Origin of the sequence: Agrobacterium sp. InxBP2 (assembly GCF_026191755.1) — a bacterium.
Lineage (GTDB): Bacteria > Pseudomonadota > Alphaproteobacteria > Rhizobiales > Rhizobiaceae > Agrobacterium > Agrobacterium pusense.
Genome location: NZ_JAINDY010000022.1, coordinates 212,069 through 230,932, shown reverse-complemented (window position 1 = coordinate 230,932; position 18,864 = coordinate 212,069). Strand labels below are relative to the sequence as shown.

Annotated in this window: 18 protein-coding genes; 8 read left to right on the top strand and 10 right to left on the bottom strand. The window is 60.8% G+C overall.

All coding sequences use genetic code 11. The features are described 5' to 3' along the window. Nucleotides 1–293 precede the first annotated feature (293 nt). The gene (locus tag K7A42_RS06355; RefSeq protein WP_003509379.1) at nt 294–716 is read right to left on the bottom strand and encodes an organic hydroperoxide resistance protein; all 423 of its coding nucleotides are present in this window, start codon (nt 714–716) and stop codon (nt 294–296) included. A 191-nt stretch (nt 717–907) separates the two neighbouring features. On the opposite strand from K7A42_RS06355, the gene K7A42_RS06350 reads away from it, so the two are divergent. After that, nucleotides 908–1,366, top strand: coding sequence for a MarR family winged helix-turn-helix transcriptional regulator (locus K7A42_RS06350; RefSeq protein WP_004440509.1), 459 nt, complete (start codon nt 908–910; stop codon nt 1,364–1,366). A 54-nt stretch (nt 1,367–1,420) separates the two neighbouring features. On the opposite strand, the gene K7A42_RS06345 is transcribed toward K7A42_RS06350, so the two are convergent. Both K7A42_RS06345 and K7A42_RS06340 read right to left on the bottom strand, forming a co-directional pair. After that, the gene (locus K7A42_RS06345) at nt 1,421–2,146 is read right to left on the bottom strand and encodes a L,D-transpeptidase (RefSeq protein ID WP_004440507.1); all 726 of its coding nucleotides are present in this window, start codon (nt 2,144–2,146) and stop codon (nt 1,421–1,423) included. Nucleotides 2,147–2,301: 155 nt separating this feature from the next. Further along, nucleotides 2,302–3,216 (bottom strand): L,D-transpeptidase, encoded by a 915-nt coding sequence (locus K7A42_RS06340; RefSeq protein ID WP_004440506.1) that lies wholly within the window; start codon nt 3,214–3,216, stop codon nt 2,302–2,304. A 166-nt stretch (nt 3,217–3,382) separates the two neighbouring features. Here K7A42_RS06340 and K7A42_RS06335 point away from each other — a divergent pair, with 166 nt between their 5' ends. Both K7A42_RS06335 and K7A42_RS06330 read left to right on the top strand, forming a co-directional pair. Further along, on the top strand, nt 3,383–6,133 hold the full coding sequence (locus tag K7A42_RS06335; protein WP_282454993.1) for a heavy metal translocating P-type ATPase: 2,751 nt from the start codon (nt 3,383–3,385) through the stop codon (nt 6,131–6,133). A gap of 150 nt (nt 6,134–6,283) precedes the next feature. After that, nucleotides 6,284–7,066, top strand: a complete 783-nt coding sequence (locus tag K7A42_RS06330) for a glycosyltransferase family 32 protein (protein WP_282454992.1) — start codon at nt 6,284–6,286, stop codon at nt 7,064–7,066. A gap of 73 nt (nt 7,067–7,139) precedes the next feature. Here K7A42_RS06330 and K7A42_RS06325 read toward each other — a convergent pair whose 3' ends face one another. From K7A42_RS06325 to K7A42_RS06310, 4 genes are all read right to left on the bottom strand, one after another. Continuing rightward, complete coding sequence (locus K7A42_RS06325) at nt 7,140–8,105, bottom strand: alpha/beta hydrolase family protein (RefSeq protein WP_282454991.1); 966 nt, start codon at nt 8,103–8,105, stop codon at nt 7,140–7,142. 171 nt (nt 8,106–8,276) lie between these two features. Then, nucleotides 8,277–9,902: a cisplatin damage response ATP-dependent DNA ligase gene (locus tag K7A42_RS06320; protein ID WP_282454990.1), complete on the bottom strand. Its 1,626-nt coding sequence runs from the start codon at nt 9,900–9,902 to the stop codon at nt 8,277–8,279. Nucleotide 9,903: 1 nt separating this feature from the next. Beyond that, nucleotides 9,904–10,914, bottom strand: coding sequence for a ligase-associated DNA damage response exonuclease (locus tag K7A42_RS06315; RefSeq protein WP_282455026.1), 1,011 nt, complete (start codon nt 10,912–10,914; stop codon nt 9,904–9,906). Nucleotides 10,915–11,141: 227 nt separating this feature from the next. Next, nucleotides 11,142–12,671 (bottom strand): MDR family MFS transporter, encoded by a 1,530-nt coding sequence (locus K7A42_RS06310; protein ID WP_006700017.1) that lies wholly within the window; start codon nt 12,669–12,671, stop codon nt 11,142–11,144. 141 nt (nt 12,672–12,812) lie between these two features. On the opposite strand from K7A42_RS06310, the gene K7A42_RS06305 reads away from it, so the two are divergent. Both K7A42_RS06305 and K7A42_RS06300 read left to right on the top strand, forming a co-directional pair. After that, nucleotides 12,813–13,328: a MarR family winged helix-turn-helix transcriptional regulator gene (locus tag K7A42_RS06305; protein WP_004440484.1), complete on the top strand. Its 516-nt coding sequence runs from the start codon at nt 12,813–12,815 to the stop codon at nt 13,326–13,328. An 82-nt stretch (nt 13,329–13,410) separates the two neighbouring features. Next, on the top strand, nt 13,411–14,070 hold the full coding sequence (locus tag K7A42_RS06300) for a glutathione S-transferase family protein (RefSeq protein ID WP_004440482.1): 660 nt from the start codon (nt 13,411–13,413) through the stop codon (nt 14,068–14,070). Between the two features lie 151 nt (nt 14,071–14,221). On the opposite strand, the gene K7A42_RS06295 is transcribed toward K7A42_RS06300, so the two are convergent. Further along, a complete protein-coding gene (locus K7A42_RS06295) occupies nt 14,222–14,842 on the bottom strand; it encodes a glutathione S-transferase family protein (protein ID WP_113382194.1) in 621 nt (206 codons plus the stop codon). A gap of 134 nt (nt 14,843–14,976) precedes the next feature. Continuing rightward, the gene (locus K7A42_RS06290; RefSeq protein WP_113382195.1) at nt 14,977–15,975 is read right to left on the bottom strand and encodes an asparaginase; all 999 of its coding nucleotides are present in this window, start codon (nt 15,973–15,975) and stop codon (nt 14,977–14,979) included. A 73-nt stretch (nt 15,976–16,048) separates the two neighbouring features. Here K7A42_RS06290 and K7A42_RS06285 point away from each other — a divergent pair, with 73 nt between their 5' ends. Then, entirely contained in the window at nt 16,049–16,801 is a 753-nt protein-coding gene (locus K7A42_RS06285; protein WP_072494882.1) for a DUF3750 domain-containing protein, read from the top strand. 4 nt (nt 16,802–16,805) lie between these two features. On the opposite strand, the gene K7A42_RS06280 is transcribed toward K7A42_RS06285, so the two are convergent. Next, entirely contained in the window at nt 16,806–18,149 is a 1,344-nt protein-coding gene (locus tag K7A42_RS06280; protein WP_162749701.1) for a chloride channel protein, read from the bottom strand. A 146-nt stretch (nt 18,150–18,295) separates the two neighbouring features. On the opposite strand from K7A42_RS06280, the gene K7A42_RS06275 reads away from it, so the two are divergent. Together K7A42_RS06275 and K7A42_RS06270 are read left to right on the top strand one after the other, a co-directional pair. Further along, nucleotides 18,296–18,568 carry a YlcI/YnfO family protein gene (locus K7A42_RS06275; protein ID WP_282454989.1) on the top strand — a complete coding sequence of 91 codons (273 nt, stop codon included), beginning with the start codon at nt 18,296–18,298 and terminating at the stop codon, nt 18,566–18,568. Next, nucleotides 18,565–18,864 (top strand): type II toxin-antitoxin system RelE/ParE family toxin, encoded by a 300-nt coding sequence (locus K7A42_RS06270; RefSeq protein ID WP_006700010.1) that lies wholly within the window; start codon nt 18,565–18,567, stop codon nt 18,862–18,864. The genes K7A42_RS06275 and K7A42_RS06270 overlap by 4 nt, the downstream gene beginning before the upstream one ends.

Below are 18,864 nucleotides of genomic sequence, written 5' to 3'. Positions count from 1 at the left end.
CTTTCCTTGGAAAGAATATAGCACATTTCTTTCTGCAAACAAGAAGGGCGGAATGAACGCAGGAATGACGATCCACTGCCCAAGCCTGATATTTATCGTGTGCAGGGCGCCCCGCCCCGTCACCCCGGACTAGATCCGGGGTCCAGCGCGATCAAGTCCTTGATCGCGCTAGACTCCTTTCAAGGCGCAGACGCGCCGGGGCTGGATGCCGGATTTAGTCCGGCATGACGGAGGAGAGGTCGCGGTCCACTTCAAGCCGGGATGAACCCGCCCCACATTTAAGACCTGAAAAATCAGGCTACCGAGACCGGCACTTCCGTGGACGTGCGCATGGCGTGGCTGTAGGGGCAGACGATGTGCGCAGCAGCAACCAGTTTTTCAGCAACTTCGCGCTCGACACCAGGAATATTGGCCTTCAGCGAGACTTCGATGCCGAAGCCGCCGCCATCCTCACGCGGGCCGATACCGACGGTTGCCGTCACAGTGGTGTCTTCAGGAATCTTTACCTTTTCCTTGCCGGCGACGAATTTCAGCGCGCCGAGGAAGCAGGCGGAATAACCGGCTGCAAAAAGCTGTTCCGGATTGGTGCCGCGGGCGCCATCACCGCCCAGTTCCTTGGGAACAGTGAGTGTGACGTCGAGAACGCCGTCTTCCGACTTGGCGTTACCGGCGCGGCCACCGGTGGCAGATGCTTTGGTCGTGTAGAGAATTGGCATGACATTACTCCTTCGGGTTGGCGTTGAGGCTCTTATAGCGAACAATTGAATTGTGCGCAATATAATTTTGCACATTGAATGCGAATTCGTTTTTTGCGATAATTTTCACGAAATTTCGCCGCGCATCCATGCGGCAGGAACCGAAAGCGGGGGCCGATTGTTCCCTCCCCGGTTGATTTTGGAGCAGGAAAATGGGTGCAGAGGGCGACGACAAGAAGATGGAAAGCCTGCTGAGGCTGGACCAGCAGATATGTTTTGCGCTTTACGGCGCGGCGCATGCCTTCACAAGGGCCTACAAACCGCTGCTCGACCCAATCGGGCTGACTTATCCGCAATATCTGGTCATGATGGCGCTATGGGAGAAAGAGACCTCCACCGTCAAGGCGCTCGGCGAAATGCTGGGGCTCGATTCCGGCACCCTTTCCCCGCTGCTGAAAAGGCTGGAGCATGCGGGGTTGATCACCCGCAAGCGCGGGACGGTGGACGAACGACAGGTGCTGGTGGCCCTGACGCCAAAGGGCGCGAACCTTAAAAAAGAGGGCGTGAAGATCATGGCGGCAATCGGCAATGCCACTGGTTGCGGGCTGGAAGAGCTGGTGCAGATCCGCGACCGGGTGAATGCGCTGAAGGACAGCCTCACCCGACCCTGACGTAACAAAAAAGGCGGCACGGAGCCGCCTTTTTTCATATGAAGAAGTCGCGGCTCACTGCCAGACCACGACACGCGCCTTCTGCGGCACGCGGTCGTAGAGATCGATGACGTCCTGGTTCATCAGGCGCACGCAGCCGGAGGAGACCGCCTTGCCAATGGAGTTCCACTCCGGCGAACCGTGCAGGCGGTAAAGTGTGTCCTTGCCATTCTGGAAGATATAGAGCGCGCGGGCGCCGAGCGGGTTCTTCAGGCCCGGCGGCATGCCGCCGTTCTTGGAGGAATATTTGGTGAGTTCCGGCTGGCGGGCGACCATTTCGTCCGGCGGTGTCCACTTCGGCCATTTCTGACGCCACTGGATGACGCCCTCGCCCGACCAGGCGAAACCTTCGCGGCCAATGCCGACGCCATAACGCATGGCGCTGCCGCCCGGCTCCACCACGTAAAGGAAGCGCGAACGCGTATCGACGACCACGGTGCCTGGACGTTCGCCCGTCGGATCAACGACCCGCTGGCGGTAATAACGCCGGTCGATTTTCTGATACGGCACGGCAGGAATGACGTAACCGCCATCCTCGACCGAGCCGTACATGACGGCCAGTTCCGCATCGCTGACGCCGGACGAGAACATCTGGCGGAAATCGCTGCCAATGGCACTTGCCTGCTGGCGGATGGCGTCTCCCGTGCCCGATGAGGCGCAGCCTGCGAGAAGCGAAGCGGAAGAAAGGCCAAGAAGGGAAAGAAAGGTGCGTCTGGAAAGATCTGTGTCGGTGCTTGTCATAAGGCCGGTTTGTCCCACATTTCGAACGGCTAGATCGCCGTTGTACGTCATTTGTTCCGTATCATGCGTATTGCGAAAATAGTTAACCGACCGCTAAAAGCCAGTCACAAGCTGCTGGCGGAATGGGTCCCCTATCTCTTTCTTTTAGAACGTGTTCAGATAACCACAATCTGCGCACCCTGCGGCACGCGCTCATAGAGATCGATCACATCCTGATTGAGCATGCGCACGCAGCCGGAGGACGTCGCTTTACCGACAGACTGCCAGTCCGGCGTGCCGTGCACACGGTACAGCGTGTCCTTGCCATCCTTGAAGATATAAAGCGCACGTGCGCCAAGCGGGTTGTTCAGACCCGGCGTCATGCCGCCATTGGCGGCGGAGATGGAGGCGAGTTCCGGCTGGCGCTTGACCATTTCATCGGGCGGCGTCCAGCGCGGCCACTTGGCCTTCCACTGGATCTTGCCACGGCCCGACCAGGCGTAACCGTCACGTCCCAGCCCGACGCCATAGCGGATGGCCTTGCCGCCGGATTGAACGAGATAAAGGTAATGCTGCTTCGTATCGACCACGATGGTGCCAGGCGCTTCCGCCGTCTGGTAGCTGACTTCCTGCCGGAGATAACGCGGATCGATGCGGCCATAGGGAATGGCCGGCAAGGAGCGATCCTCATCGCGGATCGGGCCATACATGACACGGTGCAGCGGATTGGAGACCGGCAGACCATAGGCCACCGCCTGGCCTTGGCTCTGACCCTGGGGCACATTATAGCCCTGCACCTGCGGGGCCTGCAGCCCCTGGCCGCGCACCGGCGGGCCATATTCCTGATGGAAGCGGGTTCGGAACAGATCCGGCGGGCGCGTCGAAAGCTGGCCCGGCTGCGGCGGCAGTTCCGGCTGGCGATTGGAGCTGACGGAATTGAAATTGAACACTGGCGCCGTTTCCCTGACGAAGACGTCCGGATCCATCCGGGTCGTATCCGTCACGAAAAGGCAGCCGCTCATCAGGGGCAGCAGGGCAAGCCCGACCAGAGAGGCCGCCCGGCGACCGTTTTTCAAAAGGAGTGCTATCATCTGAACCGCTTCATGGAATCCAATCTGAGGCCATGATGGACCGCGCGGCTGGCGCGAAGCTGGCGTCGGTTTTTCAAAAAAAATCGAAGAACTGCATTTTTTCTCTTGAAGCTCTAGTTGCTAGAGGTGCCAGATTGGCTGTCGAGTGGAATTCAGGAGCGAAACCATGAATATTTCGACACGCGGCAGTTTGAACGGGGAACCGGAGGCCCTGACCTTTTCGGTCGGTGGCATGGATTGCGGCAGCTGCGCGGCCAAGATCGAAACCGCGCTGTCGCGCCTGCCGGGCGTTGCCGACGTCAAGGTGTCAGTGGCCCGCGAGCGGCTGAACCTTTCGCTCGCCGAAAACAAAACCCCGGTGGAAAAAATCGAGGATACGTTGCGCAAGCTCGGCTTCAAGCCCGCTCTGCTGCCGCGCGAAAAAGCGCCCGCAGCAAAGGTGGAGGCCGATCATCACGACCATTCCTCCTGCGGCGGTCACCATAATGACACGCCCCAAACGGCTATTGAAAACAACAATGCGCTGACCTTTTCGGTCGGCGGCATGGATTGCGGCAGCTGCGCGGCCAAGATCGAAACCGCACTGTCCCGCCTGCCCGGCGTTGCTGACGTCAAGGTGTCGGTGGCCCGCGAGCGGCTGAACCTTTCGCTTGCCGAAAACAAAACCCCGGTGGAAAAGATCGAGGATACGTTGCGCAAGCTCGGCTTCAAGCCGGCCCTGCTGCCGCAGGAGAAGGCCGCGCGCGAAAAAACGCCGGATCAAAAGCACGAACACGATCATGATCACGCGACATGCGGTGGCCATCACGATCATGATCATTCCGGTCATGATCACTCCGGGCATGATCATTCCGGCCACGACCACGCGGCGCATGACCATTCGGGAGACGAGCAGCATTCCTGCAACGGGCATGACCACGATCACTCCGGCCATGATCATTCAGGTCACGATCACGGACACGACCATGCGGGCCATTCCCACGCTGCCGCACCTGCCGCCGCAAACCAGAGCGCCGAGATAGGGCACGCCCATGGCGCGGACGAAAAAGGTGCATGGTGGCGCACCGCCAAGGCGCGCAACACCTTCACCGGCACCATTCTGGTCGCGATTGCCTATGCGGCGGAACTGACCTTCCCGGCCTGGGGTAGTTACGCCTTCATCGTCGCCACGCTGGTCACGCTCTTCCCGATCGCACGCAATGCCTTTAATGCTGCCCGTTTCGGCGCTGTCTTCACCATCGAGATGCTGATGACCATTGCCGCCATCGGCGCGATCATCATTGGCGAGGCGGAAGAGGCGGCTATCGTCGTGCTGCTGTTCTCTGTCGGCGAATTGCTGGAAGGCTTTGCCGCTGCCCGCGCCCGCTCCGGCATCAAGGCGCTCGGTTCGCTCTTGCCGAAAACGGCGATGGTGGAGGAAAACGGCGCGCTTCGGCAGGTCTCCGCCGATCAGGTGCGCATCGGCCAGGTGGTCGTGGCGCGCCCCGGTGACCGCATCGCCGCCGATGGCGTTGTGATGGACGGCCAGTCCAGCGTCGACGAATCGCCGATGACGGGTGAGAGCATTCCCGTCGCCAAGGACAAGGGCGACCGCGTCTTTGCCGGCTCGATCAACCATGACGGTTCGCTGCGCATCCGCGTCGACCGCGCGCCAGAAGACAACACCATTGCCCGCATCATTACGCTGGTCGAAGAAGCACAGGATGCCCGCGCGCCGACCGAGCGCTTCATCCAGAGCTTCTCGCGTTATTACATGCCGCTGATCGTCGCGATCTCGGTGCTGACCATCATCGTGCCGCCTCTCGCCGGTCTCGGCGACTGGGATACCTGGATTTACCGTGGTCTCGCGCTGCTCCTGATCGGTTGCCCCTGCGCGCTGGTCATCTCGGTTCCCGCCGCCATCGCCTCCAGCCTGTCGGCTGCGGCACGCCACGGCATGCTGGTGAAGGGCGGCGCGGTCATCGAAATGCTGGCGCGCACCGAAACCGTCGCCTTCGACAAGACCGGCACGCTGACGCTTGGTGAGCCTGTCGTGACGGATGTGATCGCTCTCGACGGCAACGAGGCCGAGCTGATTGCGCAGGCCGCGACCATTGAGAGCGAGTCGAGCCATCCGCTCGCCCGCGCCATCGTCAATCATGCCGAAGAGGCTGGCGTGAAGCCCCTGCCCGGCTCCAACATCAAGGCGATTTCCGGTCGCGGCATGCAGGGCAATGTCGGCGGCAAGGACCTGTTTATCGGCGCACCGCGCTTTGCGACTGAAGTCGGAACGCTCTCGAAGGATCTTGCCGATCGCATTTCCGCGCTGGAAAGCGAGGGCAAGACGGTCGCTGTCGTCATGGCCGGCGGCGCGGCAAGCGGCCTCTTCGCCATGCGCGACGAGCCGCGCAAGGACGCGGCCGAAGGCGTCAAGGCGTTGAAGGAAATGGGCATTTCCTCGCTGATGCTGTCGGGTGACAATGCCCGCACGGCGCGTGCCATCGGCAACAAGCTGGGCCTTGAGGCGCGCGGTGAGCTTCTGCCGCAGAACAAGGTCGAGGAAATCCGCAAGCTTGCCGAAAAGCAGACCGTTGTCATGGTGGGTGACGGCATCAACGATGCGCCTGCTCTTGCGGCGGCCAGCGTCGGTGTTGCCATCGGCTCGGGCACAGACGTGGCGATGGAAGCCGCGGATGCGGCGCTGATGCGCAACAATGTCGGCGATGCCGCTCGCCTCATCGGCCTTTCGCGCGCCACCATGAGCAATATCCGCCAGAACGTGACGATTGCGCTCGGCCTGAAGGCGGTGTTCCTGGTCACAACAGTTACCGGCCTTTCCGGCCTGTGGCTTGCCGTCTTCGCCGATACGGGCGCCACGGTTCTGGTGACCGCCAATGCCATGCGGCTGCTTGGATATTTCAACCGTAACAAAGCCTGATCGCAGCCCCTCCCCAACCGGCCGGGCCCCGTTAATCCGGGCTCGGCCGGTCTCATTTTCAGCGTATTGACAAACTAATTGCGTCCAATAAATACCGCGTACCGCCGCTTACGCGCGTGATAATCGATTCCACACGCAGGAGCGCTGGACTTGGCAAAGCATGACTACAACCCCGTTGCGTACCGCGCGATCAAGATCGGCGGCAACATCGTCAAGGTCATCTTTTCAATCGATCTTTTCCTTCGGCCTGGCAGAAGAAAAACGCTTCCCGCGCATCAACCGGCCCGCCGCCATCCGAAATCGGAAAAGGCCATTCCCCGTATCATCTGGCAGACTAATTACTCCAACCGAGTGACAACGCCGATCTATGCGAATTTCCTGTTCAACCGCTGGCTGACGCCGGAATTCGAATATCGCTACCATGATGACGAGGCGTGTCAGGTCTATATCGACCGGCATTTTCCCGGCCGTTACGCCGATGCTTTCCGGCGATTGCAGGTGGGCGCGGCCAAAGCGGATTTCTGGCGTATTCTGGTGCTCCTGCAGGAGGGCGGCATCTATCTGGATATCGATTCCAATTTTGCGGCCCGCCCGGAAGATGTGATCGGCACTGACGAAGAAGCCGTTTTCATTGCCATGAAAGAGGGTGAAATCACCAACTACTTCATGGCATCCAAACCCGGCCATCCGGCGCTGAAGCTGATAGCCGACCGTATCGCCCAGAATATCGAAGAGGGAACGCTCGTCAGCGTGTATGACATGACAGGCCCGACGGTGGTGCATGCCGTCGTCAAGGAGCTTGGTCTGCCAGTGCGCAATTATCGCGAGATGTGCACGCAGGGGCAATTCACCAACAAACGCGCCCAATATGCCGACAAGAAAGACGGCGCATGGTGGGCCGAGCAGGCCAAGACGTCCATCATCAAAAACTAGGCATCATCAAAAACTAGGTGTCGTCAAAAACACGGATGCCCTGCGGCGCTCATCGGCGCCGCAATATTTCATGTCAGACGAAAGCGTTGAAAAGCCGGATGCTCTCTTCCACCGCATGCGGCACCACGCCATTGTGGCTGCCGGGCAGCAGTTTCTTGTCGATCTTGAAGCCGGATGTCAGGGCACGATCCACGAAAAGCTGGTGATCGGCATCGAAAGGCCGCTCCTCCGTGCCGCGCAGAAGCAGCGTCGGACATTTGAGGCTGGGGCCGAAACAGACGGCGGAGCGCATGATGAATTCGCGTTCGTCGGTTTCGTCGAAACAGATCTCCTCGCTATAGCGGTTGAAATAGCGCCATGAATTGACGCCAGCGGATATGGGGGCCGCAGCACGGAATTTACGGCTCATGGCTGCCAGAAGCGTGAGCGTGCCGCCATTGGAATGGCCGGCGATGAAGAAGCGAGCTCTGTCAATGCCGGGAAGATTTTCAAGATAGGTGGCCGCCGCCAGCGCATCCGAGGTTTCGTCGTAGAAGCCTGAATAATTGCCGTTCTGGCCGTTTTCGCCACGAAAGGACGGTAGCAGCACAACGAAGCCCGCTTCCCAATATGGCTTCATCAGCGCCCAATGGCCATCCCCGGTGGCGTTGCCGCCATGCAGGAAGAGGACGGCAGGTTTCAGTGTTTTTGACGGCTGGTAGTGGGAGAGCCAGGCGACAAGTTCGATCGAGCCATCCGGCCCGCCACGATAGGTGACACGCTCCGCCCCGGGCGGTGTGCCAAGCGCCGAGGACTTCTCCGGCGCCGCCATCTTGCGCAGCAGGTGGGTGTGGAAACGTCGGCGAGCCTCCGCATAATCCTGCCGTTCGAGCGGCAAGACTTCAGGTGTCGGAATGCCCGCTTTCACGGCGGGCGGCAGGATAAGCGCTGCTGACAGCCCCATTGCGCCAGCGAGCAATCCGCGCCGCGTCATGCCCGGCGAGATCGTGCCGCTCTCTTCCTGTCCGAAGGGTGAGGAAAGAAAGCGTTTGTCTGCCATATGGTCACCTGACGAGGATGGTTGCATTAGCAGTTCAGCACTGCGGCGGGAGGCTGTCCAATCACGGATTCGCGAATGACAACAATGTATTCGCAGCCATCGTGGCAATTTCTGGACGTCGCCTCGCCCGGACTGTGACGCCCAGGGAAATAAACAGGCGATCGTGCCACCCTACCCTTCCACGCCATCGATCATTGCCACCAGCGTCGAAAGCCGGTCCGCCTCGGCCGGCAACTTGTCGGCGCGCAGCCGGGCAATGCGGGGGAACCGCATGGCGACGCCGGATTTGTGGCGGGTAGAGCGGTTGATGCCTTCGAAGGCAACTTCAAGCACGAAACCGAAATCCGGCGTGGCGCGCACCGCCCGCACCGGGCCGAAACGCTCGACGGTATTGTCGCGCACGAACTTGTCCAGCACCTCCAGCTCCGCATCGGTGAAACCAAAATAAGCCTTTCCGACAGGCACGAGCTGTTCGCCGTCCTCCCCCTCCGCCCAGACACCGAAGGTGAAATCGGAATAATAGCTCGATCTTTTGCCGTGGCCGCGCTGGGCATACATCATGACGGCGTCGATATTGTAGGGATCGCGTTTCCACTTGAACCACGGCCCCTTGGCGCGGCCGGCCTGATAGGCGCTGTCGCGGCGCTTGATCATGACGCCCTCGATGACCGGATCGGGCGGTGCGGCGCGTAGCGCATCGAGCTCCTGCCAGCTGGAAAAGCCGATCAGTGGCGATAGGTCGAAGCGGTCATGCGGTGCATGTTCGATAATGTCAGACAGCCGGCCGCGACGCTGCAGATAGGTCTGCGCGCGGATATCGCTCTCGCCGTCGAACAGCAGGTCATAGGCGCGGATGAAGGCGGGATAGTCGTCCAGCATCTTCGCCGTCACCGTCTTGCGGTTCAGTCGCTGCTGCAGGTCGGAAAAGGTTCGGGTGAGATTGTTGGACCGTGCCGTGCCGCCAATCAGCAGCTCACCATCCATCACACCTTCGAAATCGATCGCGTCAAGAACGTCAGGGAAAGCGCCTGAAATATCGTCGCCTGAACGGGAATAGAGTTTCCGTGTCCCACCGGCGCGGGACAATTGCACACGAATACCGTCCCATTTCCATTCGGCGGCGTAGTCGGCGGGGTCCAGCCCATCGAGGTCGCCATCCGCCACCGGCGTCGCCAGCATCACCGAATGGAAGATGGCGGGCGTTGCCAGCACCGGGCGGTCCGCCTTGCCCTCGAGCCATGCGAAAAGCGGCGTATAGGGCGGCGCCAGCCCGTGCCAAAGGGTTTCGATCTCGATGATGTCTTTCCCCGCAAAATCCGCCAGCGCCTGACGCGCCAGCCGAGCCGAAACACCGATGCGCAGGCTGCCGGTGGCAAGTTTGAGGAAAGCGAAACGAGAGGACGTATCGAGCCGATCCAGGAGATCACGCACCGCACCGCGCACCTCCGTGCGACCGAGCGAATTCATCAGAGTGACGACATTCCCGAGGCGCGGATCCTGTGCCTCGGAGTCGTCCGCGCCGCCGATATTGCCCCAGACCAGCGAGATGGTTTCGGCGAGATCGCCGACATAATCATAGGAATAGCGGAACAACACCTCGTCCATGCGTTCCAGCACCAGCTCGCGCAGCATCGCCGGTTTAACGCTTTTCAGGTCCAGCGTGCCAGCAATCGCCGCCAGACCGTAACCCCGGTCTGGATCGGGCGTATCGCGGAAATAATCGGTCAACAGCTTCAGCTTGCCATTGCGCGACGGGGTGAGGACCAGGCGGTCAAGAAGAGTGGCGAAGGCTTTCATCTCAATCCCCCTCGTCCTCGTAACCAACGAGATGCAGCGGCTTGGCGGCGATGCCCTGCAATTCGCACCAGCGCACCAGCGCCTCCTCCCGGCCATGGGTGACCCAGACGGCCTGCGGGGAAATTTCCTTGATCGTCTCCAGCAGTTCCGGCCAGTCGCAATGGTCCGAGATCACCAGCGGCAATTCCACACCGCCCTGCTTTGCCCTCTGCCGCACCATCATCCAGCCGGACGCGAAGGCAATCAGTGGTTCGTTGAAGCGGCGCGCCCAGCGCTCCTGAAACGCCGAGGGCGGTCCGACGACAATCGCGCCCTTGAAGGCGGAAGGATCGCTTTTTTCCAGTGTTGCGGGCCTGAGATCACCGAGATCGATACCCTGCGAGACGTAATAATCGCAGAGCCGCGCCAGCGCACCGTGGATATAGATCGGCTCGGCATAACCATTATCGCGCAGGAGCCTGATGACGCGCTGCGCCTTGCCCAGCGAATAGGCGCCGACAAGGTGTGTCCGCTCGGGAAACTGTTTGATGGAGGTGAGCAGCTTGGCCGTTTCCACACGCGGCAGCGGATGATGAAACACCGGGAGGCCGAAGGTGGCTTCGGTGATGAAGACATCGCAGGGCACCGACTCGAAGGGGGCGCAGGTGGGGTCGATGCCGCGCTTGTAATCGCCGGACGCCACGATGCGCAGACCGTTCATTTCCACGGAAATCTGCGCCGAACCCAGGACATGGCCCGCCGGATGGAAACCGACGGTGACGCCGTTTACCTCCACCCTCTCGCCGAATGCGACCGCCTGCTCGCTGCCACAGAAATCCTCGCCATAACGGATGCGCATGATATCCAGCGTCTGGCGCGTGGCCAGCACCGCGCCATGGCCAGCGCGGGCGTGATCGGAATGACCATGGGTGATGAGCGCCCGCGCCACGGGCCGCACGGGATCGATATAAAAATCACCCACCGGGCAATAAAGGCCCTTGGACGTGGAATTCAAAAGCTGTTCCGGCTTCATGTTCATTGAGATAGGGCCGCCCGCGCGAATCTAGAGTGCTGCGAGCATAACGCGGAACGGGCGCTAAATTTCCAATGGGGGCGTTTTTGTTTGTGGGACCGTGATAGTGAAACACATTGCACGGCCCGTCCTTTCCCTCATTCCTGTGCTCGTCACAGGAATGAGGGAAAGGTGAGCAACGGGAACAAGGCGCATCAATCCCGTCGAACCGTATTGGGTGACGGTCTTTACTCCCCCGCCACTTCCGCGGGCTTCGCCTCAACCGCCGCCGGTAGCCGCACCGGTTTCAGCATCAGCGCCGCGGCAAGGCCGATGGCAGCGGTTGCGGCGGCCGCGAAGAACAGCGGCGTAAACGCGTCCGAGTAGAGCGAGGCGACGGCGGCCTGGGAGGCTGCGGGCAGTTCCGAGAGGATTTTCGGCGTCAATTCCTCGATTTTGCCGACACCGGGAATATCCACCGCCACACCCTTGAGGCTTGTGGATACGATGGCGCCATAGACCGAGATGGCGATGGCAGCACCACCCATGCGGGTCAGCGTTACCGCTCCGCTTGCCGCACCGATGTCAGCCTTGGGGGCCGAGTTCTGCACGCCGATGATCGGAGCCTGCTGGCCGAGGCCGACGGCGAAACCCTGCGCCAGCATCAGCACCGCGATCAGCCAAAGCGGCGTTCCCGCATGCATCTGCGTGAAGAGCAGCATGGCGATGACGTTGATTGTCAGGCCCGCAACCGAGAAGGGCTTGTAGACGCCGGTGATCGAAATCAGCCGTCCGGCCGAAAGCGAACCCATGACGATGCCGCCGGTGACCGCGATGAAGAACAGGCCGGCATGGGAGGGGGAAAGGCCGGTGGTCGTCTGCAGGAACAGGGCATAATAATTGACCATGCCGATGCCGATGCCGCCGCTGGTCAGCGAAACGATCATCAACAGCGGAAAGGTGCTGTCCTTGAAGAGACGCAGCGGCACCACCGGTTCCGGCGCGCGGCGCTCCACCTGCACCCAGAGGAACGCGGCGATGACGGCGAAGGCGATGATGCCGAGGCTGGGGGCTGCGATGAGCGAGCCAAACAATTCGCTGCTGTCCGCCCAGAAGACCACGCTGGCGATGGTGGCCGCCAAAAGGACCGCACCGAGATAATCGATCTTCGGCTGGCGCGCCGGGCGGCGGTAAGGCAGCATCAGCGCCAGACCGGCAATAACAATGATGCCGAGCGGCAGATTGATCAGGAAGATCGACCGCCAGCCGAAGAGATCACTCATCGTGCCGCCGAGGATCGGGCCGACACTGCCCGACGCCATGATGGTGAGGCTGGAATAGCTCTGGTAACGGGCGCGTTCACGCGGTTCGAACAGATCCGCATTGACGGAAAAGATCGATACCATGATGCCGCCGCCACCAAGGCCCTGCAACACGCGGGCAGCAATCAGACTATCCATCGACCATGCCAGACCGCAGGCCAGCGAACCAAGCGTGAAGATGACGACCGCCGCGATCATCACATATTTCCGGCCGAACAGATCGCCGAGCTTGCCATAGACAGGCATGACCGCGCTGGTCGCCAGCAGATAGGCAGAGCCGATCCAGCCGAAACGCTCCAGCGCGCCGAACTCACCGACGATGGTGGGCAGTGCTGTCGATACGATCTGGTTATCGAGGGTCGCCATGAACATGGCCAGCATCAGAAACAGAAAGACGATGAGCCTGCGGCGATGATCCGACACAAGCGGCGCCACGGGGGCGGTGGACATATCCATGAAAAATCTCGTTGGCTTCAGGCAGATTTGCTGTGACAATTTGTGTGCTATCAGCATATATATGTCAATGGCAAGTTTTTGACATCTGTGCTATTGCCGCTAAACGTGATCGGAAAACAGCATCGAAAGGGACGATGAAGCGTGGCGACTGAGGAAAACTGGAACGAGGATCTGCCCGAGGACATCAAGCGGATCGGCAATACGATGACGCGCATGCGCATCATGATCGGCCGCCGCATCATCGGCCGCATGGCGCTTGCCAGGCTCGCTCCAGGTCTCGAACTTTCCCATATCGACGTGCTCGACATTCTACGCCGGGCGGAGGGCGATGTGACCGTGGGCGCGATTGCCGAGGGCATGCGCATCGATCCCTCACGCGGCAGCCGGGTTGTGGCCGACATGGTCGGGAGAGGGCTGCTGAAACGCGGCGTTTCCCAGCAAGACGCCCGCCGCAGCATCGTAGAGATCACCCCGCTCGGCACCAGTCTCTTGCAGGAAATGCGTCGGACGAAGATGAGCGTCATCGAGGACGTGATGGATGGCTGGCCGGCGGAGGATGTGGAGACATTCGCCCGGCTGTTCGAGCGGTTCATCGACCGTTTCGAATGCCGGCTCTCGCCCGATACAGACCTCCTGCCGGATCAGAAAAAATCATAGTTGGCGCTGCGATCCACAGCTTCACTTTAGGAGGGCTTGACCGTAACTTGCCGCCATCTGACAGGTTGAAGGGGTAATTTCGATGTTGACGATTTACGGTGTCTACCGTTCCCGCGCCACACGCACATTATGGCTGGCGGGCGAACTCGGCATAGAATTCAAGCATGTGCCTGTGATACAGGCCCGCCGTCTTGCCGATCCGCTGGCTGCGGATGCGCCGCTCAACACGCTTTCTCCGGACTTCCTGGCCGTCAACCCGATGGGCACCATTCCCTGCATCGAGGATGACGGCATGGTGCTTTACGAATCCATGGCCATCAATCTCTACCTCGCCCGCAAATATGGCGGACCGCTTGCGCCGATCGATCTGAAGGAAGATGCGGCGATGCTGCAATGGTCCTTCTTTGCCGCGACCGAAGTGGAGACGAATTCGCTGAAGATTTCCTCCGCCATCGCCGAAGGCCTGTCGGAAAGTGATAGCGGCAAGGCCGTGATCGATGTTGCCAGCCGCCTGCTGAAGCGCCCCTTCCGGGTGCTGGAGCAGCATCTGTCCAGTCATGATTATCTGGTGGGCGATCGCTTTACCGTCGCCGATCTCAACGCGGCGGAAATCGTTCGTTACGCACAGGGCCACAAGCCGCTGTTCGACGCCCATCCGGCTCTGAAGGCCTGGCTGGATCGTTGCCAGGCCCGCACGGCGTTCAAGACGATGTGGGATACGCGCGCGGCCGAGGCGGCCTGAGCGGTTTAAGCCCCTTACCCCTCCGTCATGCCAGACCTGATCCGGCATCCAGCCAGCCCAAGTCCTTGGGCTTAAAGGACCCTTCTCGCCGCGCAGATGCGTGTTGGCTGGATTCCGGCTCAGGGCCGGAATGACGGAAATACTGAGCCTTTCAGCCCCTTTCCCCCGCGAGCGCGCGCTGGACCGCCGGCCGGTCGTTCATGCGGCGGAAGTGGTCGTGCACCTTGGGGAAACGGGCAATATCCACGCCGTCGCTTTCCAGCCATCCGGACATGACGAAAAGATAGGGATCGGCCACGGAATAGGCAGTGCCGAGAACCCATGGGCCATGCAGCATGCCATGCTCGATCAGTTCGAAGCACTCGCCCATGGTCTGCGGCACCTTGGCCTTCATATCCTCAAGCGAGCTCTCCTTGCTCGCCCAGCGACTGCCGCGCCGGCCGTGGGCATGGGCGACATGCACCGTCGAAGAAATGAAGGCGTTGAAGGACTGCATCAACGCGAATTCGAAGGGATCGTCCAACGGCGCGAGTTTCTTCTCAGGCGCCATCTGGGCGATAAAGGCGAGGATGGCCGGCGTCTCAGTCAGCACGCCGCTTTCCGTCGCCAGTGCCGGCACGCGGCCCTTGGGATTGATCTTTAAAAATGCCTCGGAGCGTTGCTCGCCTTCCGCGAAATTGACGCGGTGGGCCTTGTAAGGCAGGCCCGATTCCTCCAGCACAATATGGCTGGCGCGGGAGCAGGAACCGGGGGAGAAAAACAATGTGAACATGGATATGCGACCTCCAGAGCAATGAAGCGCCCGCTTCTTCCTCATGCGGACACCGCCCCGCGAGGGCCATGGGGTGGCCGTCACGTGCGGGGCGCGTCATCATCGTGCCGGCAAACGGCCGCGTCAAAGGTTATTTAGAGACCGACGACCCTGATATCGCCGACATGGATGCCGTTCCAGTTCCGCATCTGCCGGTTCGCCATGCCGCTCAGCGCCTGTTGTTCGGCGCTGCCTTCATCGAAATAGCGGGCGAGCAATGCCGAAACCATGGCTTCCGCCGCACGCGTCGTGCCGTCTTCGCATTTCACCGCCATGGCGATGCCCTTTTCCGGCATGGCGGCGACGAAGACGCCCTCCGCGCCGGTCTTGGCGAAAATCTTGCCCGGCGCGATCTGCATCAGCTTCGTGCAGGCGCGGCCGGTGCCTGCCACATAGAAGGGTTCTGCCATGCAGGCCTCCACGAGCCGGCGCGAGGCACTCGCTCGGCCGGCTTCCAGCCCCCTGCCCGTCGCCATCTTTGCGAAACCATGTGCCAGCCCTTTGAGCGGCACCGCATAGGTCGGGATGGAGCAGCCGTCCACGCCGCAATTGTCGTGACCCAGCGCAGCACCCGTCAGGCTCTCCATCGCCGCGCGGATTTCCTGCTGCAGCGGGTGGTCATAACCGACATAGCCCTTGGGGTCGGTGCCGGTATGGCAGCAGGCGCAGATGAAGCCTGAATGTTTACCGGAGCAATTATTGTGAAGCGCCGTCGGCTTTTCCAGCGTGCGGGCCTGATGGATGATGGTTTTCTGGTCGGAAGACCAGTGCGCGCCGCATTCCAGCGTATCCACATCCCTGCCCGCCTTCGCCAGCATCGAAGCGGCGAGCTCCACATGCGCGTCCTCGCCGGAATGGGAGGAGCAGGCAAGCGCCAGTTCGCGGTTGCCGAACTGATAGGCATCCGCAGCACCGCTTTCCACCAGCGGCAGCGCCTGCATGGCCTTGCAGGCGGAACGCGGGAAAATGCCGCGCTCGATATCGCCAGCCGAAAACAGCACGCCGCCATCGCCATCCACCACCACGGCAAGGCCCTGATGGCGGCTTTCCACGAGGTTGCCCCTGACGACTTCGACGGTAACGGAATTGTTCATTCTCTCAGCCTCAAAAAATTCTGATTTTATGTTGTTGATACCGCAATTGATTTTTCGATGCACGGGGCCATCAGTGAAATTTGCAAAACGTCTGCTGCTGGCGATTGCCATTATCTATCTGCTGCCGGCTTTGGCGTCGGCCGGACTGTGGGCCATGAAGGACCATCCGCGCGGCTGGAATGCCGCCAGATGGTCATCGTCAGGCATGCTGCCGGCGGCTTCGAGCGACGGGCAAGCCGCCGTCTACGTCTTTTCCGCCATGACCGGCGGCTTCAAGGGCTCGGTCGCCAGCCACGCCTGGGTCGTGCTGAAAAAGCCGGGCGCTACGAGCTATGACCGCTACGACAAGGTGGGCTGGGGCACGCCGATCCGCCATAATGGATATGCGGCGGACGCCTATTGGTATTCCAACATGCCGCGCCAGGTGGTGGCCATTCACGGCGTAGAGGCGGAAAAGCTGATCCCCAAGATCGAAAAGGCGATTGCCGATTATCCCTATGGCAAGCCGGGCGGCTATCGCATCTATCCCGGCCCCAACTCCAACACCTTTGTTGCCCATGTGCTGCGCAGCGTGCCCGAACTCGGCGTCGTGCTGCCGCCGGACGCGGTCGGCCGCGACTATCTGCCGGACGGTGCATTTTACCACATCGCCGACGACTGGAAGGATGCAAGCGTTTCGCTCGGTGGATTGTTCGGCATTTCGGCGGGTGCGCGCAGCGGCTTCGAGATCAACTTCCTCGGTCTCGTGGCCGGCATCGATTTCGCCCGGCCGGGCGTGAAGATACCCGGGCTCGGTTATTTCGGCGTGGCGGGCGTCAGGGCTTGAGCCATCACGTTTCAGTGGCCTGAGCGGCGCGTCTGGCGCGGATGCTCTGGGCGATGAAGACCCGTGACAGGCCGTGATAAAGCGGTTCGCGAGAGAAAAGCCGAGACGTGAGATATCCGAGCATCGATGCGGTCATGATGGGTATGACGCCTTCATGATTACCGGTCATTTCGAGGATGATGACGAAGGCTGTCATCGGCGCCTGCACAACGCCGGCAAAATAACCCGCCATGCCGACGATGGCGCCAAGGCCGATGCTGGTGCCGAGCAAGCTCGCCATGGTGCTGCCGAAACCCGCACCGACCGACAGAGACGGCGCGAAAATGCCGCCGGGGATGCCCGACATCATGGCAAGGAAAGTCGCCGCCAGTTTTTCGATGAAGAAGAACGACGGTGCGGCTTGCCCCTCTATCGCCGCACGGGCCTGCTCGTAACCGGTTCCGAATGTCGCGCCGCCTGTTGCGATGCCGAGGATGGCGGAAGCAAGGCCGCAGGCGGCGGCAACCGCCAGCATTCGCTTCAGGGGCATGGTCTGGGCGAAACGGCGGATACGTGCAGAGAGGCGCAACGCACCAGCGCTGAAAAGAGCGCCAAATGCACCACCGCCGACACCGCAGACAAGCACGAGCAGCCAGTCCATTGTCGTTTTCGCCATGACCGAGCTGGTGCCGAAATAGGTATAGCTGCCGACCAGAGCCAGCGATGCAAGGCCCGACAGGATGACGGCCGTCAGCACAAGGCCGTTGGCGCGGGATTCATAAGTCTTACTCATCTCCTCGATGGCAAAGACAATGCCTGCGAGCGGCGTGTTGAAGGCCGCCGCAATGCCCGCGGCCGAACCGGCTAGGATGAGACCCTTGGCCTGCGCCATGCCGCCCCAGCGAGCGGCCTGCAGCATGATCGAGGCCCCCACCTGAACCGTCGGCCCCTCACGGCCAATCGACGCGCCGGAGAGCAGACCGGCGACGGTGAGCACCACCTTGCCAAAAGCAAGCTTCAGCGACAGAAGCCGCGAACGATCCGCATCATCCCGCAGGTGCCGGGCGGCGATGGCCTGCGGAATGCCGCTACCGCCAGCATTGGGGAAAACCGTGATCGCGAGCCAGGCGCAGAGCGTAAAGCCGAGCGGCGTGATGATGAGCGGCAGCAGAAACGCCCATTCGCCTGAGGACGTGGCCGCGAAGAAGAGGTGCTGAGCGCGATCCGCTGCCCAAGCGAAACCGACGCTGATAAGGCCGACGGCAATCGCACCAATCCAGAAAACCGCCCTTGGCTTCCAAATCCGCCATGAACCCCAGACAACACGGGAACGGCGGAGCATTTTCAGCTTCTTATAATCGACGGGCATGGGGATCCAGATCGGTGATTTCAGTCATTGTCGGGCGGGAGGCCCTTTTATCGGCCTGCCAGCCGGCGATTGCAAGTTTTGCATTTGACTCGTTACGACAGATGGCAGATGCTGTGCATCGCAAATGCAACGCATGGAGAGACAAGATGAAAACCGCAACTTTGCCTTCGCTGCGTGTAACGGCGGATTTCCGCGAAGCGGCAGAAAGCGTTCTGAAGGACGGCGAGACGCTATCGTCATTTGTCGAGGATTCGGTCCGCAGGCAGGTGGAAATCCGCAAATCGCAGGCGGAGTTCATTGCGCGGGGGCTGGCGTCGCTTGAGGAATCCAGACGCACAGGAATCTTTTATTCAGCTGAGGAAGTGCATGCGGAACTACGCGCTATGCTGGCGGCCAAAAAGGTCGAGCGTAACAAATGACATTCAAGCTCCGGTACACAATTGCAGCCAGAGCGGATATAACGAGACTATACAATTTTCTACTGGAGAAGGATTTTTCGACGGCGGAGAAAGCTATTGATCGGATTATTGCCACCGTCGATGGACTGAGCGAGTTTCCCTTCGCCACACGCAAAGCACCGGGAGAGAACGCGCTCTTAAGGGAACTGCTCATTCCGTTTGGGTCCTCTGGTTACATCGCCCTCATTCAAATCGAAGATGCCGAAACGGTCTCCATCCTCGCGATCCGCCACCAGCGCGAGGACGATTACTATTGA

Coding starts and splice junctions, on each gene's coding strand:
- K7A42_RS06295 (WP_113382194.1), bottom strand. CDS start 14,842: ATGTTCACATTGTTTTTCTCCCCCGGTTCCTGCTCCCGCGCCAGCCAT.
- K7A42_RS06275 (WP_282454989.1), top strand. CDS start 18,296: ATGAAAACCGCAACTTTGCCTTCGCTGCGTGTAACGGCGGATTTCCGC.
- K7A42_RS06345 (WP_004440507.1), bottom strand. CDS start 2,146: ATGACAAGCACCGACACAGATCTTTCCAGACGCACCTTTCTTTCCCTT.
- K7A42_RS06315 (WP_282455026.1), bottom strand. CDS start 10,914: ATGAAGCCGGAACAGCTTTTGAATTCCACGTCCAAGGGCCTTTATTGC.
- K7A42_RS06335 (WP_282454993.1), top strand. CDS start 3,383: ATGAATATTTCGACACGCGGCAGTTTGAACGGGGAACCGGAGGCCCTG.
- K7A42_RS06320 (WP_282454990.1), bottom strand. CDS start 9,902: ATGAAAGCCTTCGCCACTCTTCTTGACCGCCTGGTCCTCACCCCGTCG.
- K7A42_RS06280 (WP_162749701.1), bottom strand. CDS start 18,149: ATGCCCGTCGATTATAAGAAGCTGAAAATGCTCCGCCGTTCCCGTGTT.
- K7A42_RS06310 (WP_006700017.1), bottom strand. CDS start 12,671: ATGGATATGTCCACCGCCCCCGTGGCGCCGCTTGTGTCGGATCATCGC.
- K7A42_RS06340 (WP_004440506.1), bottom strand. CDS start 3,216: ATGATAGCACTCCTTTTGAAAAACGGTCGCCGGGCGGCCTCTCTGGTC.
- K7A42_RS06300 (WP_004440482.1), top strand. CDS start 13,411: ATGTTGACGATTTACGGTGTCTACCGTTCCCGCGCCACACGCACATTA.
- K7A42_RS06350 (WP_004440509.1), top strand. CDS start 908: ATGGGTGCAGAGGGCGACGACAAGAAGATGGAAAGCCTGCTGAGGCTG.
- K7A42_RS06270 (WP_006700010.1), top strand. CDS start 18,565: ATGACATTCAAGCTCCGGTACACAATTGCAGCCAGAGCGGATATAACG.
- K7A42_RS06290 (WP_113382195.1), bottom strand. CDS start 15,975: ATGAACAATTCCGTTACCGTCGAAGTCGTCAGGGGCAACCTCGTGGAA.
- K7A42_RS06355 (WP_003509379.1), bottom strand. CDS start 716: ATGCCAATTCTCTACACGACCAAAGCATCTGCCACCGGTGGCCGCGCC.
- K7A42_RS06325 (WP_282454991.1), bottom strand. CDS start 8,105: ATGGCAGACAAACGCTTTCTTTCCTCACCCTTCGGACAGGAAGAGAGC.